Source organism: Pseudomonas sp. S2_E01 (genome assembly GCF_054668365.1).
In genome coordinates this window covers 1,094,932-1,112,196 of the sequence record NZ_CP162762.1, presented here as the reverse complement: position 1 = coordinate 1,112,196, position 17,265 = coordinate 1,094,932, and the positions used below count along the sequence as shown (strand labels likewise).

Annotated in this window: 21 protein-coding genes; 15 read left to right on the top strand and 6 right to left on the bottom strand. The window is 61.5% G+C overall.

Annotation, left to right across the window (positions count from 1 at the left end; all coding sequences use genetic code 11):
- Positions 1-37 precede the first annotated feature (37 nt).
- Both AB4O36_RS05215 and AB4O36_RS05210 read right to left on the bottom strand, forming a co-directional pair.
- Positions 38-652 (bottom strand): LysE family translocator, encoded by a 615-nt coding sequence (locus AB4O36_RS05215; RefSeq protein WP_460122210.1) that lies wholly within the window; start codon positions 650-652, stop codon positions 38-40.
- A gap of 95 nt (positions 653-747) precedes the next feature.
- On the bottom strand, positions 748-1,017 hold the full coding sequence (locus AB4O36_RS05210) for a hypothetical protein (protein ID WP_460141177.1): 270 nt from the start codon (positions 1,015-1,017) through the stop codon (positions 748-750).
- Positions 1,018-1,420: 403 nt separating this feature from the next.
- Between AB4O36_RS05210 and msuE the strand changes: the two genes are divergently transcribed.
- From msuE to AB4O36_RS05190, 4 genes are all read left to right on the top strand, one after another.
- Positions 1,421-1,984 (top strand): FMN reductase, encoded by a 564-nt coding sequence (gene msuE, locus AB4O36_RS05205; RefSeq protein WP_460142111.1) that lies wholly within the window; start codon positions 1,421-1,423, stop codon positions 1,982-1,984.
- A 10-nt stretch (positions 1,985-1,994) separates the two neighbouring features.
- On the top strand, positions 1,995-3,140 hold the full coding sequence (ssuD, locus tag AB4O36_RS05200; RefSeq protein ID WP_460141176.1) for an FMNH2-dependent alkanesulfonate monooxygenase: 1,146 nt from the start codon (positions 1,995-1,997) through the stop codon (positions 3,138-3,140).
- Positions 3,141-3,286: 146 nt separating this feature from the next.
- Positions 3,287-4,474: an acyl-CoA dehydrogenase family protein gene (locus AB4O36_RS05195; RefSeq protein WP_460141175.1), complete on the top strand. Its 1,188-nt coding sequence runs from the start codon at positions 3,287-3,289 to the stop codon at positions 4,472-4,474.
- A gap of 24 nt (positions 4,475-4,498) precedes the next feature.
- Positions 4,499-5,602 carry a sigma-54 interaction domain-containing protein gene (locus tag AB4O36_RS05190; RefSeq protein ID WP_460122203.1) on the top strand — a complete coding sequence of 368 codons (1,104 nt, stop codon included), beginning with the start codon at positions 4,499-4,501 and terminating at the stop codon, positions 5,600-5,602.
- Here the strand turns inward: AB4O36_RS05190 and AB4O36_RS05185 are convergent.
- A complete protein-coding gene (locus tag AB4O36_RS05185) occupies positions 5,599-5,964 on the bottom strand; it encodes an antibiotic biosynthesis monooxygenase (RefSeq protein WP_460122200.1) in 366 nt (121 codons plus the stop codon). The two genes, AB4O36_RS05190 and AB4O36_RS05185, sit on opposite strands and share 4 nt — an antisense overlap.
- Before the next feature lie 93 nt (positions 5,965-6,057).
- On the opposite strand from AB4O36_RS05185, the gene soxR reads away from it, so the two are divergent.
- The gene (soxR, locus tag AB4O36_RS05180) at positions 6,058-6,525 is read left to right on the top strand and encodes a redox-sensitive transcriptional activator SoxR (RefSeq protein WP_460122198.1); all 468 of its coding nucleotides are present in this window, start codon (positions 6,058-6,060) and stop codon (positions 6,523-6,525) included.
- A 94-nt stretch (positions 6,526-6,619) separates the two neighbouring features.
- Here the strand turns inward: soxR and AB4O36_RS05175 are convergent, their stop codons facing one another.
- From AB4O36_RS05175 to AB4O36_RS05165, 3 genes are all read right to left on the bottom strand, one after another.
- On the bottom strand, positions 6,620-7,390 hold the full coding sequence (locus tag AB4O36_RS05175) for a MetQ/NlpA family ABC transporter substrate-binding protein (RefSeq protein WP_460122196.1): 771 nt from the start codon (positions 7,388-7,390) through the stop codon (positions 6,620-6,622).
- Between the two features lie 93 nt (positions 7,391-7,483).
- Complete coding sequence (locus tag AB4O36_RS05170; RefSeq protein ID WP_460122194.1) at positions 7,484-8,149, bottom strand: methionine ABC transporter permease; 666 nt, start codon at positions 8,147-8,149, stop codon at positions 7,484-7,486.
- Positions 8,150-8,151: 2 nt separating this feature from the next.
- Entirely contained in the window at positions 8,152-9,366 is a 1,215-nt protein-coding gene (locus AB4O36_RS05165) for an SfnB family sulfur acquisition oxidoreductase (RefSeq protein WP_460141174.1), read from the bottom strand.
- A gap of 251 nt (positions 9,367-9,617) precedes the next feature.
- Between AB4O36_RS05165 and AB4O36_RS05160 the strand changes: the two genes are divergently transcribed.
- From AB4O36_RS05160 to AB4O36_RS05115, 10 genes are all read left to right on the top strand, one after another.
- The gene (locus AB4O36_RS05160; RefSeq protein ID WP_460122191.1) at positions 9,618-10,076 is read left to right on the top strand and encodes a VOC family protein; all 459 of its coding nucleotides are present in this window, start codon (positions 9,618-9,620) and stop codon (positions 10,074-10,076) included.
- Between the two features lie 240 nt (positions 10,077-10,316).
- Positions 10,317-11,519, top strand: coding sequence for a PepSY-associated TM helix domain-containing protein (locus AB4O36_RS05155; RefSeq protein ID WP_460122190.1), 1,203 nt, complete (start codon positions 10,317-10,319; stop codon positions 11,517-11,519).
- A complete protein-coding gene (locus AB4O36_RS05150) occupies positions 11,516-12,055 on the top strand; it encodes a thiamine pyrophosphate-binding protein (protein ID WP_460122188.1) in 540 nt (179 codons plus the stop codon). Before AB4O36_RS05155 ends, AB4O36_RS05150 begins: the two co-directional genes overlap by 4 nt.
- Positions 12,052-12,381: a hypothetical protein gene (locus tag AB4O36_RS05145; RefSeq protein ID WP_460141173.1), complete on the top strand. Its 330-nt coding sequence runs from the start codon at positions 12,052-12,054 to the stop codon at positions 12,379-12,381. The genes AB4O36_RS05150 and AB4O36_RS05145 overlap by 4 nt, the downstream gene beginning before the upstream one ends.
- Entirely contained in the window at positions 12,378-12,950 is a 573-nt protein-coding gene (locus AB4O36_RS05140) for a DUF6162 family protein (protein ID WP_460122184.1), read from the top strand. Before AB4O36_RS05145 ends, AB4O36_RS05140 begins: the two co-directional genes overlap by 4 nt.
- Before the next feature lie 35 nt (positions 12,951-12,985).
- The gene (locus AB4O36_RS05135) at positions 12,986-13,912 is read left to right on the top strand and encodes a metal ABC transporter substrate-binding protein (protein ID WP_460122182.1); all 927 of its coding nucleotides are present in this window, start codon (positions 12,986-12,988) and stop codon (positions 13,910-13,912) included.
- Positions 13,909-14,652 (top strand): metal ABC transporter ATP-binding protein, encoded by a 744-nt coding sequence (locus AB4O36_RS05130; protein ID WP_460122180.1) that lies wholly within the window; start codon positions 13,909-13,911, stop codon positions 14,650-14,652. Before AB4O36_RS05135 ends, AB4O36_RS05130 begins: the two co-directional genes overlap by 4 nt.
- Positions 14,652-15,551, top strand: a complete 900-nt coding sequence (locus AB4O36_RS05125) for a metal ABC transporter permease (protein WP_442098991.1) — start codon at positions 14,652-14,654, stop codon at positions 15,549-15,551. The genes AB4O36_RS05130 and AB4O36_RS05125 overlap by 1 nt, the downstream gene beginning before the upstream one ends.
- Positions 15,552-16,454 (top strand): metal ABC transporter substrate-binding protein, encoded by a 903-nt coding sequence (locus AB4O36_RS05120; protein WP_460122178.1) that lies wholly within the window; start codon positions 15,552-15,554, stop codon positions 16,452-16,454.
- 501 nt (positions 16,455-16,955) lie between these two features.
- Positions 16,956-17,252, top strand: a complete 297-nt coding sequence (locus AB4O36_RS05115; protein WP_460122176.1) for a DUF3077 domain-containing protein — start codon at positions 16,956-16,958, stop codon at positions 17,250-17,252.
- Positions 17,253-17,265 lie beyond the last annotated feature (13 nt).

The window sequence follows — 17,265 nt, the reverse complement described above, 5'->3', positions numbered from 1 at the left end:
GCTTAACAGGCATCGGGCAACGGGTTGAAGCAATGCGTCAGCTAAAGCTTTCGAGCAGTAACGGATACAACGAGACCACCAGCAGCGCGGCCATGCCCCAGTTGAACAGGCGCAACCAGCGACGATCCTTGAGCACGTTGCGCAATAGCGTGCCACACGCCGCCCAGACGCCGACGCTGGGCAGGTTGATGATGGCGAAAACGGCTGCGATCACGATGACATTAGTGAAATAGCCCTGCATCGGCGTGTAAGTGCTGATGGCGCCGATGGCCATGATCCAGGCTTTGGGGTTGACCCACTGAAAGGCGGCCGCACCGAGGTAGCTGATCGGTTTTCCCTGGCCGCTCTCACTGTCGGAGACCGGCCCCGAGTGGGCGATCTTCCACGCCAGGTACAGCAAATACGCCGCGCCGACATAACGCAAAACGGTGTAGAGCAACGGATAGGTTTGAAACACTGCCCCCAGGCCGAATCCGACCGCCACCACCAGCACAAAGAAGCCGCAGGTAATGCCTAGCATATGCGGGATAGTTCGGTTAAAGCCGAAGTTCACGCCGGATGCCAGCAACATCGTGTTGTTTGGGCCGGGCGTGATCGAGGTCACAAGAGCAAACAGGGCGAAGCCCAGCAGCAGGTCGAGCGAGAGCGTCATCGGTGGCAGTCCAGGGTCGGTCAGGTATTGACCCTATCGCACGCCTGCCGGGAAGCCCATGGACAGTTGCGTGAAAGTTCGAGCAGTACAGTGGCTCAGCTTGGACGACCATGCAATTGGACAGCACGTCCAGCGCTCATTTCACCCTGTTTGTCGTAACCGAAGGTTTTCTGTGGCTGGCCGAGCAATTCGGCTTTTTTAGCATGGTATTCGTCGAACGAAAGGCCCCGACGATTCAACGCTTCCATCGCCAGTTCTCGCGTTTCTTCGTCGGTGTAGGGACGCAGTTCCGGGGAGACATGGGTGGCGCATCCGGCGAGGACGGAGGCAGCGAGCAGCACGGCAGTGGTGAGTAAGGCTTTCATGATTGGGCGTCCTGGCATCTGGGTTCGGGGCAATGAACACAGGCTACTCGCGCCCTCCGGCCGGCAGAAATCAACGCTTTCGATAGTGGCTATCGAGTTTTTCTAATGCCCCCGTGCGCACCCATGGAATATTCGATAAAGATCTATAAATATTATTTTATAGTATTTTGCGGAATAACAATCTGGCTTTATAACAACCCCATCACCTGATCCCACTGTTGCCCACGCAACTGTTCACCAGGCAACAGTCATTCAACAAACAGTCTTGAAACACCTACAGCGCTGCCCAGTCGTCACGCTGCAAGCCCCGGAAAACCTGGGGTTGGGTGGACTGGTACAGCTCTTGCTCAAGCCCAGTGACTACTCACTGCTCACTGAGCAACTGTTTAAAAAGGAACTGATGATGTCGCGTCCATTGAAAGTCGTCGCCCTTTCCGGCGGAACCTGGCGTCCTTCGCGCACCCTGGTGCTGACCCAGGCACTGCTGCGCGAGCTGGCCGAGCAATTGCCGATCGAAAGCACCCTGATCGAGCTGGGCGACATCGCCCGACCATTGGGCGCGGCGCTGTCGCGCCAGGAACTGGAAGCCAGCGTCGAGGCCCAGTTGCACGCCATCGAGACCGCCGACCTGCTGATTGTCGCTGCACCAGTCTATCGGGGTTCTTACCCTGGCCTGCTCAAGCACCTGTTCGATCTGATCGACCTCAATGCACTGGTCGACACGCCGGTGCTGCTCGCTGCCACGGGAGGCAGCGAGCGCCATGCGCTGGTGCTCGATCACCAGTTGCGTCCGCTGTTCAGTTTCTTCCAGGCCCTGACCCTGCCGATTGGTGTCTACGCCACCGAAGCCGATTTCGCCAATTACCAAATAACCAGTGAGCCCTTGAAGGCCCGCATTCGCCTTGCTGCTGAGCGCGCTGCGCCGTTGTTCGGCGTGCACCCCAACAATCTGCTGAAAATCGCATAAGGATCTGTTCATGGATGTTTTCTGGTTTCTGCCGACCCACGGCGATGGCCATTACCTGGGCACCACCCAGGGCGCACGCCCGGTCACCCTCAATTATCTGAAACAAGTGGCTCAGGCCGCCGACAGCCTCGGCTACCACGGCGTGCTGATCCCCACCGGGCGCTCCTGCGAGGATTCGTGGGTGATCGCCTCAGCCCTGGTGCCGTTGACCGAACGCCTGCGTTACCTTGTGGCGATCCGACCGGGGATCATTTCACCGACCGTGTCGGCGCGCATGGCGGCGACGCTGGATCGCCTGTCGGGCGGCCGTTTGCTGATCAACGTGGTCACCGGCGGTGACCCTGACGAAAACCGGGGCGACGGGATTTTCCTGGATCACAGCGAACGCTACGAAGTCACCGACGAATTCCTCAGGATCTGGCGCCGGGTGCTGCAAGGCGAAGCGGTGGATTTCGAGGGCAAGCATTTGCAAGTGCAGAACGCCAAAGCACTGTATCCGCCCGTGCAGAAGCCCTACCCGCCGCTGTATTTCGGTGGCTCGTCCGACGCCGCCCACGACCTGGCGGCCGAACAGGTCGATGTCTACCTGACCTGGGGTGAACCGCCGGCCGCCGTGGCACAGAAGCTCGCCGATGTGCGTGAGCGAGCGGCGCGTCACGGGCGCACGGTGAAGTTCGGCATTCGCTTGCACGTGATTGTCCGCGAGACCGCCGCAGATGCCTGGAAGGCCGCGGACAAACTGATCGAACACATCAGCGACGAAACCATCGCGGCGGCGCAGAAGTCGTTTTCGCGTTTCGACTCCGAAGGCCAGCGGCGCATGGCCGCCCTGCATGATGGCCGGCGAGACAACCTGGAAATCTCGCCCAACCTGTGGGCCGGCGTCGGCCTGGTGCGCGGTGGCGCCGGGACGGCGCTGGTGGGCGACCCGCAACAAGTGGCGGCCCGCATCAAGGAATACGCCGACCTGGGGATCGAGAGCTTCATCTTCTCCGGCTACCCGCACCTTGAAGAAGCCTATCGCTTTGCCGAACTGGTATTCCCATTGTTGCCCGAACCCTACGCGAGCCTGGCTGGGCGCGGGGTCACCAACCTCACCGGGCCGTTTGGCGAAATGATCGCCAATGATGTTTTGCCTGCCAAAGCCACTGCCTGACGGACGCCTGACCTGTAGGAGCGAGCACGCTCGCGATGGAAGATCAGGCACCTTGGGGTGTCAGGCCGCCAGCGTCATCGTTGACGACCATCGCGAGCATGCTCGCTCCTACAGGAACGTGCATTGTCTTCAAAGAGGAACCCCGCGTGACCGCCAAGCCGCAAAGCGCTCTGATTTCCCCCCTGCAAACCGCCCGCCGCCTGGCCGCCGAGTTTGCCCTGACGGCTGTCGAGCGCGATGAGCGTGGTGGCACGCCGAAAGCCGAACGCGACGCCTTGCGCGACAGCGGCCTGCTGGCCCTGAGCATTCCCACCCAGTACGGCGGCCTCGGCGCGAGCTGGAGTGAAACCCTGACCATCGTGCGTGAGTTCGCCAAGGTCGACAGTTCGATTGCCCACGTCTTCGGTTTCCACCACCTGATGCTCGCCACCGTGCGCCTGTTCTCGCGGCCCGAACAATGGCAGCCCTGGTTTGAACAGACGGCACGCAAGAACTGGTTCTGGGGTAACGCCCTCAACCCACTGGACACCCGTACCGTGGTCAAGGACCTCGGCGGCTGGCGCGAGTTTTCCGGCAAGAAAAGCTTCTGCTCCGGCGCCAGCGATTCACAGATGCTGATCGCCTCGGCGGTGGATGAAAACGCTGGCGGCAAGCTCTTGATCGCGGCCATCCCCAGCGGCCGCAGCGGCATCACCCTGCACAACGACTGGAACAACATGGGGCAGCGCCAGACCGACAGCGGCAGCGCATCGTTCGAACGGGTGCGGGTCGAGGAATCGGAACTGTTGCTGGACCCGGGCCCGTTGAGCACGCCATTTGCCTGCCTGCGGCCGTTAATCGCACAACTGACATTTACCCATATGTTTCTCGGCATCGCCGAAGGCGCCTTCGCGGAAGCGCGCCAATACACCCTCACCGAAACCCGTGCGTGGCACAAATCCAATACCCAGGATGTGCGACAGGACCCTTACGTGCTGGGCCATTACGGCGAGTTCTGGGTAGCGCTCGAGGGCGTTCGCTTGCTGGTGGAGCGCGCCACTGACCTGCTCGACAAAGCCTGGGTGAAAGGGCCCGCCCTCAGCGCAGAAGAACGTGGACACCTGGCCACGGCCATCGCCACGGCCAAGGTCGCCGCCACCCGCAACGGCCTGGAACTGTGCAGCCGGCTGTTCGAAGTCACCGGCGCCCGCTCGACCCACGCCTCGCTGCGCCTGGACCGCCACTGGCGCAATTTGCGCACGCAAACCCTGCATGACCCGGTGGATTACAAACTCCACGAACTGGGCGACTGGGCGCTCAACCAGGCCCTGCCGATTCCGACTTTCTATTCATAAATTGCCTACATGGAGCGTGCCCCCATGCAACTGCTGACCTTACCACCCTCGCCCGCTCTGGCCACCTCGATCCGTGCCACGGCCCAAGTCTTCGAAGACCCTAAATCCCAGGCACTGCTGGCGCATCTGCAACAAGTCGCCCCCAGTGAAGCCAGCGTGTTGATCATCGGCGAAACCGGCACCGGCAAGGAACTGGTAGCACGGCATATCCACAACCTCAGCGCCCGACGCAACCGTCCGTTCGTGGCGGTCAACTGCGGCGCGTTTTCCGAGTCCCTGGTCGAGGCCGAGCTGTTCGGCCACGAGAAAGGCGCCTTCACCGGAGCCTTGAGCGCCAAGGCCGGCTGGTTTGAAGAAGCCGACGGCGGCACGTTGTTCCTGGACGAAATCGGCGATTTGCCGATGGCGATCCAGGTCAAGTTGCTGCGGGTATTGCAGGAGCGCGAGGTGGTACGCCTGGGTTCACGCAAGAGCATCCCGATCAACGTGCGCGTACTGGCGGCGACCAACGTGCAGCTGGAAAAAGCCATCAACGCCGGACATTTCCGTGAAGACCTGTATTACCGCCTCGACGTGGTCAGCCTGGAGTTGAGCCCGCTGCGCGACCGTCCGGGCGACATCCTGCCGCTGACCCGGCACTTCGTCGACGCCTACAGCCAGCGCCTGGGCTACGGCACCATCACCATCAGCAAGGAAGCCGAGCTGAAACTGCGCAGCTACAGTTGGCCAGGCAACATCCGCGAACTGGAAAACGTGATTCACCACACCCTGCTGATCTGCCGTAACGGCGTGATCGAACGGGATGACCTGCGCCTGTCGCACATGCGCATCGAGCGTCAGGATGATGGCCAAGGTCACCCTCACGATTCACCGGAGGCCCTGCTCGAACGGGCTTTTCAGAAACTCTTCGAGGTACAGGCCGGTGCCCTGCACGAAAAAGTCGAGGACGCCTTGCTGCGAGCCGCCTACCGTTTCAGCCACTACAACCAGGTGCACACCGCTGCACTTCTGGGCCTGAGCCGCAACGTCACACGCACCCGCCTGATCAAAATTGGCGAATTGGCGGTGAACAAACGTCGGCCGACGGAAAACGTTCAGGGTGAGCGGTTGATGCACCTGTCGATTTAGCCCACCAGGTTGCAGTGCAGCGCGTCGTCCTGGCTACGTTCCAGGCTGTGCAACACCTGGAACGAGCCGAACGTCACGGTTTTTGCCTGATGCGCGCGAATCAGTTGCCAGAAATCCTCCTCGCCGCTTTCAAAACTCTGGAACGCGGCTTCTCCCGCTTCACGCGTTTGCCATTGCAGGTAACTGAGCACACGCCGGCCGTCCTCGCTGGCCTGAATACTCGCACTCAGAAAACCGCTGTAGCCCTGGGCCAGGCGTTCAGTCTGGCTAGAGAGCGCCGACACCAGCGCCGGTTGCTGATGGGGTTCGATCTCAAATTCGATCAACTGGGTGAAGCTGCGATTTTTCTCTGGTGCTTGCATGAAGATTCCCCACTGACGTGTAAGCCGAATCTTGCGATCCGAAGGCCTGCAGGGTAAAACCTCTAGTTAAGTCGAGGTCAAGAGGCAATTTCGATGCTCACCCCAGAACAGGCGCACAAGGAACTCACTGTCGGTCAACTCGCCGCGCGCAGTGGTGTTGCGGTTACGGCGCTGCATTTTTATGAGTCCAAGGGGCTGATCAGGAGCAACCGCAACCAGGGCAACCAACGCCGTTATCCCCGAGAAGTGCTGCGCCGGGTAGCGCTGATCAAGGTGGCGCAGCGCCTGGGCATTCCCTTGGCGGAAATAGGCACGGCGTTGAAATCGCTGCCTGACAACCGAGCACCGACGGCGGCGGACTGGCAGGTGTTGTCGGCGCAGTGGAGCCGGGAGCTGGATGAGCGGATCAACCAACTGGCCCTGCTGCGCGACAAGCTCAATGGCTGTATCGGGTGTGGGTGTTTGTCGATGGAGGCGTGTCCGTTGCGCAATTTGGGTGATGTGTTGGGGGAGCGTGGAGTTGGGGCGCAGCTCCTGGAATCGGGGGTTGATCCTGAATAGGGGGCGGCCATCGCGGGCAAGCCCGCTCCTACAGTGGATAGATCCCCTGTAGGAGCGGGCTTGCCCGCGATAGCGTCAGATCAGACAACGAAGATCAGAACCCCGGCGCAATCTGTCCCTTGTACCGGGTCAGGATGAACTGCCGCACTTCATCGGAATTCAGCGCCTTGGCCAGTTTCTGCAAACCCGGGTCGTTGATGTTGTCCGGTCGGGCCACGAGGAATTCGATGTACAGGCTCTTGCCCTTCTCGACAATCAACGCGCTGTTGGTGTCGATCCCGGCTTCCAGCGCGTAGTTGGCGAAAACGAACGCCAGGTCCACCTGGCTGACCGAGCGCGCCAGCAATGCACCTTCCAGTTCACGGATTTTCAGGTGCTTGGGGTTTTCGATGATGTCGCGCTGGGTCGCCAGCGTATTGCTCGGGTCCTTGAGTTTGATCAAGCCGGCTTCGTGCAACAGCACCAGGGCACGGCCGGTGTTCACCGGGTCGTTGGGGATCGAGACGCTGGCGCCATCCTTGAGCTCGGCGATGTTCTTGATTCTGGTCGAATAGGCGCCAAACGGCTCGATGTGTACACCGACCACGGGCACCAGGTCGGTATGCCGGGTCTTGTTGTAGTCATCGAGGAACGGCCGGTACTGGTAGTAGTTGGCGTCGAGGTTCTTCAACGCCAACTGCTGGTTGGGCTGGATGAAGTCGGTGAACACCTTGATGTTCAAGTCCACGCCTTCCTTGGCCAGGGTCGGTTTGACGAACTCGAGGATCTCGGCGTGGGGCACCGGGGTTGCACCGACGGTGAGTTTTTCGTTGGCGTGAACGCCGAGCGACACAAGGGCAGCCAGAATGGCCAGGGTCTTTTTCATGTTGCACTCCTAGGCAGATAAGGTGGCCGTCGTGGGGTGGACGTGGGGCCTGATTGTTTTCATTAAGGTTGTTGAAACCAAGCCATCGCCTCTTCAGCGTCGGCTGTAGCGCGCCACCAGGCGGTCACCGGTCATCTGCAGGGCCTGGACCAGGATCAACAGGAGCACCACGGTGACCACCATCACGTCTGTCTGAAAGCGTTGATAGCCGTAGCGGATTGCCAGGTCGCCCAGGCCACCGCCCCCGATCACCCCGGCCATCGCCGTGTAGTCCACCAGCACGATGGCGGTGACGGTGACCGCCGCGAGCAACCCGCCCCGGGCTTCCGGCAACAGGGTGTGACGGATGATCTGCCAGGTACTGCCGCCCATGGCCTGGGTGGCCTCCACCACGCCGCGATCGACTTCGCGCAACGCGGTTTCCACCAGCCGCGCGAAGAACGGCGTGCAGCCAACCACCAACGGCGGAATGGTCCCCGGTACACCCAGCGAAGTGCCCACCAGCAGCGTCGTCAGGGGAATCAGCACAATCAACAAAATGATGAAGGGCAGCGAGCGCAGCATGTTCACCAGCACCGACAGCACCCGATACACACCCAGCGCTTCGTGCAACTGACGCTTGCCGGTAAGGAACAGCACCACGCCCAGCGGCAACCCCAGCAGCACGGTAAAACCGAGGGCGGCACCGAGCATGGTCAAGGTGTCGAGGCAGGCCTGGCCGATGTCCGCCCAATAAATGTTCTTGAACAGTTCGCCCATGATCACGACCAGTCGTGGCGCGGCGGTTTCACGCCATTGAGCAGCCAGTTGCCGACCACGTGGTACTTCCAGCGCACCGGATCGTGCAAGGTGTGGACCCGGGCATTGCGCCAGTGACGATCGAAGTTGTGCTTTTTCAGGGTGGAGCGTGTGCCGCCAAGCTCGAACAGTTTGTTACTGGCCTCGATGGCGATTTCCGTGGTCAGCACCTTGGCCCTGGCGACGGCGAGGGACGCCTGGGCCACATTGTCTTCATCGGGTGCCGACCGCGCGGCATCCAGCGCCCAACCGGCACGCTCCAGCAAGGCTTCGGCGGCCTCCAGGCGGATATCCAATGCGCCGACCTGAATGATGGTCAGCGGGTCTTCGCTGGCTTTGTCGACGCCCGCATCGATCCACGGACGGGCGAACTCGCGCACAAAGGCAAGGGTATCCCGCAACGCCGCACGGGCGATGCCGGCGTCGATGGCAGCGGTGGTCAATTGCGCGAACGGGCCGGCCAGGGTCGGGCTCTCGTAGGAGCGGTAAGTGGGGAACACGTTGAACGCCGGGACGTGAAGGTCTTCGGCCAGCACCGTGCCGCTGGAGGTGGTGCGCTGGCCGATGCTGTCCCAATCATCGACGATCACCAGCCCCGGCGTACCTCGCGGCACAAATGACAGCTGGCCCTTCTGCTCTTCATCCAATGCCAACACCGCCAGCCAGTGCGCGTAGAGCGATCCAGTGCAGTAGCCCTTGCGTCCATTGATGACGTGACCGTCTCCATACCGGCGGATGGTGGCCTGAATGTCCTGCACGTTCTTGCCACCGGTCTCCGACAGGGCGTTGGCAAAGCGGTGGCCTTGCAACGCCAGCCCAAAGAAATGCGCCTGCTGCTCCGGAGTGCCCTGCAGGCGGATGTCTTCGAGCAGGCAATAATGGTTTTGCGGAATCTGCCCCAGGGACGGATCGGCCGCCGAGATGATCGCGATGACTTGCGCCAGCACCGCGTAGGACACCTGCGCACCGCCAAACACCCTGGGCACGATGATGGCCCACAAGCCGCTGTTGGAGTACAGGTCGACGACCTCGGCTGGCACTTGCCGGGTACGGTCGCGTTCGGCGTCCTGCTCCAATAGTACGGCGGCGACGCGCTCGGCCACACGCAGGGCTTCGGCCTCATCGGCGATGCGGTGGGCGGCAGGCGGGTTGATCGGATAAACGGCAGATTCAGGCATGGGTGTCTCTCGGTACCGGTGTTTACCGAGGACATTGCAGCTTCTGTGCCTGACGGCCGAAGCCCGTGTTGGCGGGTGGTTGAGGCGATATCGAAGGGTTTGAACAGGCACCCGCCGAACATTCTGTTGCTTCACTGTTGATGGCCGAACAGTGGCGCTGCGGTTGGTCGGGGGCTCCCTGGTCGCCAGGCCGGTTGACCTATAGTCAACCGGCGACGCAACACCTTACCGACAACAACAGGGAGACGGACATGAACGTCAAACCCATTCCAGACGGATATCCCGGCATTACGCCGTACCTGGGCATCCAAAAAGCCGCCGAAGCCATCGATTTCTACAAAAAAGCCTTCGGTGCCGTCGAAATCATGCGCCTGGCCATGCCGGATGGCGGCGTTGGCCACGCCGAGCTGCGCATCGGCCATTGTCCGATCATGCTCGGTACGCCGTGTGATCAAGGACCGTTGAGTAATCCGGACGCCTCGCCGTCCGTAGGGCTGCATCTGTATGTCGACGACGTCGACGCCTCTTTCAAGCAGGCGATTGCGGCAGGCGGCACGCTGGTGTCCGAGGTCAAGGATCAGTTCTATGGCGATCGGTCCGGCACGCTGAAGGATCCGTTCGGGCATTTGTGGTTTTTGGCCACGCGCAAGGAGGACTTGAGTCAGGAGGAGATTGAGCAGCGGGCCAGGGAGATGTTTGAGCAGGGGTGATTCCATAGGTTTTATTCATCACACCTCACCATTGTGGGAGCAAGCCCGCTCCCACAATTTTTGCCATTTTCCAGAATAAGAAACATTTACTTTCATATTTGCTTCGGGGTTTTGAATTCTCATCCGTCTTATATAGATGTAGTCGGCTCGCGTAGGCAAAAGCCACGACCGCACTTTTCATGGACCTCACGCTGGGAAGCCCGCAGCAGGGGCCCTCTCATCTCATACAAGACCTCCACCATGTCGAAGAAATCCCGTTCAAAACTCTGGTTTCTGGTCCATAGCTGGCTGGCCCTGCCGATTTGGTTTTTCGTACTGATCGTCTGTGTCACCGGTACATTGGCTGTGGTCAGCCAGGAAATCGTCTGGCTGGCCAACCCCGAAATGAGGGCGACTCAGCCAACGGACGATGCGCCGCTACTGACGTATGACCAGATTCTCGCCGAAATGAAGAAGGCCGAGCCGAACACGCTGGTGCAGTCCATCAGCCGGCCGGACGAGTCGCATTTTGCCCTCGATGCCCGCGTCACCTACCCCGACGGTCGCAGCGTGACGGTCTACGTCAATCCGTACAGCGGGGTGATCCAGGGCGTCGCGCCGGAGTTCAACTTCCAGGCCTTTACCCGCGCCCTGCATGGCTGGTGGCTGGTGCCGTTCACCAATGGCTACAGCTGGGGCTGGTACCTGGTGTCCTTCCTCGGATTGCCGATGCTGGTGTCGTTGATCACCGGGCTGGTGGTGTACAAGAAGTTCTGGAAAGGTTTCCTGCGTCCGACCCTGCGCCTGCGCCACGGCGCACGGATTTTCTGGGGGGACTTCCACCGTCTGAGCGGCATCTGGTCCATCTGGTTCATCGCGACCATTTCCGTGACCGGTACCTGGTTCATGATCGAAGCGTTCCTTTACGACAACCAGATCTCGATTTCCACCGCTCCGGTCGCGCCGGTGGTGCCACGTGAAAGCGTGCCGCTCACCACCAATGGCTCGCCAGCGCCGATGATCAGCCTGGAATCGGCGATCCAGGAGGTCAAGGAACGCATTCCCGGCCTCGACGACAGCTTTGTCCAACTGCCCGCCAATGCCTACAGCTACCTGTCCGTGGGGGGCCGCAGCTGGTACCCGCTAATTTATCAGACCGCCGAGGTCAATCCGTATACCGGCGATGTCGCCGTGACCCGCCTGCTGTCCGACCGCTCGGGCCTGGAACTGGTGACCGAGTCGATGCGGCCGCTGCACACCGGTGATTTCGGTGGGCTGTGGATCAAGCTGATCTGGTTCTTCTTCGGCCTGCTGCTGAGCATGATGGTCCTCAGCGGCCTGCTGATCTGGACCAAACGTACCGCACTGGCCACCGCCAACGCTCTCAAGCGCGAGAAAAAACGCCCACGCAACCTCGAGGTCGCCCCGGTGGCTGGCCATAGCACCCCGGGGGTGAGCCAATGAGCCTGTTTACCGCTGAAAAACCGGGCTCCGCACTCAGCCGTTTCTGGCACAAGTGGCGCTTCCACATCAACGTTCTGCTGCTGCTGATACCGCTGGGTTTCATGCCCAAGTATTTTTCCGAAGTTGCGTTGTTTCGCGGTGACACCGGCCTGGGCGAGCGCGAAGTCGGTGAAGTGCAGGTCGGCCCATGGAGTCTGCGATTGGCCGAGTTTCGCAACGAAGCACCGCGCCCCGATCCAGCCGGCTACATGAAGGCTTTCAACGCCGCGCTGTGCGACAGCTGCCGCGACCAGGTCAAGGCCACTTACCTGCGCATCGGCAAACCGCGCAGCCTGCGCGCCGCCGGGGTGATTTTCTTCGGCGCGCCCTATCGCATGGGCGCCATGTTGCCCATCCCGGAAAAGACCAAGGCCACTGACGAACTGTGGATCACGATGGAAGGTTGGGACGGTTCGATGCACCAGGCATCCGTCCCTCTGAGCCAGGCATCCCCGGCCACCATTGCGTGGCTGAACAAACAAGGAGGCAAACCATGATCAACGCCATTCGCCCATTCCACGTCGCCCTGCTGGTGCTGTGCGCCGGTTTCAGCGCCAGCGCCCTGGCACACAACCCGATGTTTGAGTGCAAGGCCATCGACGCCGAGCAGATCCAGTGTACCGGCGGTTTCTCCGACGGCAGCGGCGCTCCAGGTGTAACCCTGGATGTGATCGGCTATGACGAAACGATCCTGGTGCCGGGCAAGCTCGGTGAAGACTCGAAACTGACCTTCAAGAAACCAGGCGCCGAGTTCTATGTGTTGTTCGACGCAGGTCCCGGTCACGTCGTCGAGATCGACCAAGCGGACATCCAGGCACCATGAGCACACCCACCACGCAAATCGTGCGCCCGGCCGGGGCCGGTCATGAAACCCTCAATGTGCTGCTGTTGTGCCTGCTGATCCTGGCGGTTGCCGGTTCCGTGGTTGCCTGGCGCCACGAGTCCCAGGACACCACCCGCATCAGCAATCATCAACTGGATGCCCGCCGCGACCTCAGCGCGTCCGAACAAGGCATCTACGCCGATCTGCGAGTCACGCTGGACGAAATCCGCCTGCTGCAACAGGAACAGCAAACCGTGCCAACGCCTGAAACCCTCGCCGACGAGGGTTTTGCGCCGTTCGCACAGGACGCCAGCTCCATCAGCCGGGGTGGCCATGCCTGGCAACTGCTCAACGCCAACGCGTACTTCGGGCACAGCCAGTCGCCCGCTGTGGCGGGCTCGTTTCTGATGCGCCTGAACGCGAACGAAGACGGCCCCGACATCTGGCTCAACCGAGCCGCCGACCTCAAGGCGCCCGCCGACCTGACTGACGCCGCGCTGCAAAGCGCCGGCTGGCAGCAGATCGTCGCGCAATTCGACGCCGGCGTAACGCGCCAGCATCGGCACTGACCCCTCGCCTTTCATCGAGAGAAGACCGCTTTCCCATGCCTATTTCATCTCAACGCTCTTTCTGGCGCCTGCTGCTGGTCGGCCTGTTCGCCTGCCTGCTGACACCCTTGGCCTGCGCCGACGAAGCCAAGCGCCTGCGCATCGGCATCACCCTGCACCCTTATTACAGCTACGTGGCCAACATCGTCGGCGACAAGGCCGAGGTGGTGCCGTTGATCCCGGCCGGTTTCAACCCGCATGCCTACGAACCCCGCGCCGAAGACATCAAGCGCATCAGTGGGCTGGACGTGATCGTGCTGAACGGCGTCGGCCACGACGACTTCGCCGACCGCATGATCGCCGCCAGCGAAACACCCAACGTGGCCGTGATCGAAGCCAATGAAAACGTGCCATTGCTGGCTGCCACCGGGGTTGCCGCTCGCGGCGCCGGTAAAGTGGTCAACCCACACACCTTCCTGTCGATAAGCGCCTCGATTGCCCAGGTCAATAACATTGCCCGCGAACTGGGAAAACTCGACCCGGCCAACGCCAAAACCTACACCCAGAACGCCCGTGCCTACGGCAAACGCCTGCGTCAGATGCGCGCCGATGCCCTGGCCAAGCTGACCGAGGCGCCCAACGCCGAACTGCGGGTGGCTACCGTGCACGCGGCGTATGACTACCTGCTGCGTGAGTTCGGCCTGGAGGTCACCGCCGTGGTCGAACCGGCACACGGTATCGAGCCGAGCCCGAGCCAGCTGAAAAAGACCATCGACCAACTGCGTGAGCTGGACGTCAAGGTGATCTTCTCGGAGATGGATTTCCCGTCCACCTACGTCGACACCATCCAGCGCGAATCAGGGGTGAAACTTTATCCGCTGTCTCACATTTCCTACGGCGAATACACCGCCGACAAGTACGAAAAGGAAATGACCGGCAACCTCAACACCGTGGTTCGGGCCATTCAGGAGTCTGGCGCATGACCGCTCAGGAACCCCTCAACCTGCATTGCAGCGGCCCGACCCTGGACTTTGCCGAGATCGGCCTTGTCCTGGGCCGCACCACCATCCTCGACAAGGTCACGTTCCAGGTGCCGCCCGGCAGCGTGCATGCGCTGGTCGGCCCCAACGGCGGCGGCAAGAGTTCGCTGATCAAGACCCTGCTCGGGCAAATGCCCCACCAGGGCCGCCTGAGCCTGCAATGGCCCGGCGATCCCGGCACCATCGGCTATGTCCCCCAGGCATTGGAGTTTGATCGTGGCTTGCCAATGACCGTCGATGATTTCATGGCCGCGATGTGCCAGCGCCGCCCGGCGTTCCTCGGGCTGAGCAAGCACTATGCGACGGCCATTGGCGAGGCGCTGGAGCGTGTCGGCATGCAAGACAAGCGCAAACGCCGCATGGGCGCGTTGTCCGGCGGCGAGCGCCAGCGCGTGTTGCTGGCGCAGGGACTTATCCCGGCGCCACAATTGCTGGTACTGGACGAACCTATGTCGGCCCTCGATGAGGCCGGCATCCAGGTATTCGAGCGGCTGCTGGGCGACTGGCGCCAGAGCGGCATTACCGTGCTGTGGATCGAGCACGACCTGGAGGCGGTCGGGCGACTGGCCGATCGTGTCACCGGCCTCAATCGTCGGGTGCTGTTCGATGCCACGCCGAAGCAGGCGCTGACACCGGAAACCCTGATGACCCTGTTCTCGACCCATCCACGGAGCGCTGCCTGATGAGTTACGAAGCCTTTCGCTTGATGGTTCAGGGCTGGGCGTCTTCGGGTTATCTACCGGAAGCACTGGCTTATGGGTTCGTGGTCAACGCGTTGCTTGCCGGTTTGCTGATCGGTCCGGTACTGGGCGGCCTCGGGACGCTGGTGGTGGTCAAGCGCTTTGCGTTTTTCTCCGAAGCCGTAGGGCACGCAGCGCTGACCGGCGTGGCCATTGGCATCCTGCTCGGCGAACCCTACACCGGGCCGTATGGCAGCCTGTTCGGTTACTGCCTGCTGTTCGGCATCCTGCTCAATTACCTGCGCAACCGCACGGGCCTGGCGCCAGACACCTTGATCGGCGTGTTTCTGTCGGTGTCGCTGGCGCTGGGCGCGAGCCTGCTGCTGATACTGGCTGGCAAGATCAACGTGCACATCCTGGAAAACGTGCTGTTCGGCTCGGTGCTGACGGTCAACGGCAATGACCTGCTGGTGTTGGCCATCGTCGGCTCGCTGGTGATGGCACTGGCACTGCCGCTGTACAACCGCATCATGCTCGCCAGCTTCAACCCGCAACTCGCAGCGGTACGCGGCGTGGCGGTGAAGGCCCTGGATTACCTGTTCGTGATCCTGGTGACGCTGATCACCGTGGCCGCGGTGAAAGTCATCGGCGCCATTCTGGTGGGCGCGCTGCTGGTGATTCCAGCCGCCGCAGCACGACTGCTGAGCCAATCACTGAAGGGCTTTTTCTGGTGTTCGGTGCTGATCGCCACCGTCAGTACCCTCTGCGGGATTCTCGCGCCGATTGTCTTCGACCTGCCGATCCCGTCCGGTGCGGCAATCATTCTGATGGCCGGTATCGCCTTCGCCCTCGCCGCCATCGCGCGCGGCGTCGTCCCCAGCCTGAAAGGGAATCTTGGATAAATGTCATTTTCTCTGCGTCAACTGACCCTGGCCGTTGCCCTCTGCGGGCTGGCCAACACTGCCTTCGCGGTAGACAGCGCCAGGCCGCTGCACGTGCTGGCGTCCTTGCCCATCACTTACGGCCTGGGCGAAGCCTTGCTCAAAGGCACCCACGTCAAGCTTGAACGGGCCGCGCCAGCCAACTTGCCTGGCAGCCGCCAGAACGCTTATTTCACCGGGCGCGGCGCGCCGGCGCTGGCCAAACAGGCGAGCGACGCCGACGCGGTGATCGGCTTGCGTTCGTTGTGGGCGGACGACTCGCTTTATCCGATTGCACGACGCAGCAACATCCGCATCGTCGAAGTCGACGCCGCCCGCCCAGTGGATGGCGCCCTGCCCGGCATCGCGGTACAGCCTGGCAACAAGGTCGATGGCCTGAACAGCCAGCCATGGTTTTCCAGCAACAACATGGGGCGCATGGCGGATGTCATGGCGGCAGACCTGGTGCGCCTGGCACCCGCCGACAAGCCGACCATCGAGGCCAACCTGGCGGCGCTCAAGCAACGCTTGCTCAAGTTCAGCGCCGACAGCGAGGCACGGCTGGCCAGTGCCGACAACCTGAGCGTAATGAGCCTCAGCGATCACTTCGGCTACCTGATCGGCAGCCTGAACCTGGAACTGATCGGCGTTGACCCCCGCCCAGACGCCGACTGGACGCCCGAGGCGCTGAAGCAATTGACGGCGACGCTCAAGGACAATGACGTGGCCGTGGTCATGCACCACCGCCAGCCGTCCGACGCGGTGAAGACGGCAATTGCCGAGTCCGGTAGCCGGTTGGTTGTGTTGAGTGTGGACGGCGCGGATCCGGTGGCTGAGCTGGAGGGGAATGTGGATTTGGTGATCAAGGGGTTGAGTGGGGTTTGAGGTAGGCCCTGTAGGAGCGAGCATGCTCGCGATGGTGGCTCGGGCGCCGCGGGAATTCAGACAGCCCGCGTCATCGTTGACGACCATCGCGGGCAAGTCGAATCGTCGCACCGCCGCTCCCACAGTGTTTTATGCAAACCCGAGACTTGTGTTTAATTGATGTGACGAAATATCGGATGCTTCCTACTGCCCTTTGTAGGCAAACTCCGAATCTTGCTGTTGGGCACTTTGATGCCTTGTTGCGCGTTTCTTTGGCGGGATAGTCTCGGATCGTCGCTGAGCATTCAGCGATCGGGCTTGGAAACCCGTCATACCGAAGCGCACCTAGCAACCCTCAGAATGCATCCGTTTTACGCGTGCGTTCTGGTTTGATGGCGGCTGTGCGCGGGACGCCCTCTGGCGTGCCGGTTCCTCGGTTCCCGGTTTTCCAACCTGCGTACAGCTGCCACCCCTTCGCTTGGAAACGAACATGGCAGCTCCTTAACCCGAGGAGTAAATACAGTGAAAGCAACAAAATCATCAAGCTCCGCCGAACTCAAAACCATCGGCCTCACACCCCTCATCTACTGCACCGACAATCCACTCTTCCGCGTCTCTCGCAACGTCCCGCTCGTTGACGCATTGTCCATGGCTTCCGATTTCCTGTTCCTGGCCAAAGGCCTGACCGAGGACGCCGCCTACACCCGCGATTCCGACCGACACGCCTGGGCCGCGCATTACCTGACGCAGATGGGCAAGGCGTTGGTGGATGATGTGGTAAAGGTGTTGGAGCCCGCGCCAGAGCGGACACAGAAATAACACTGTCCCCTGT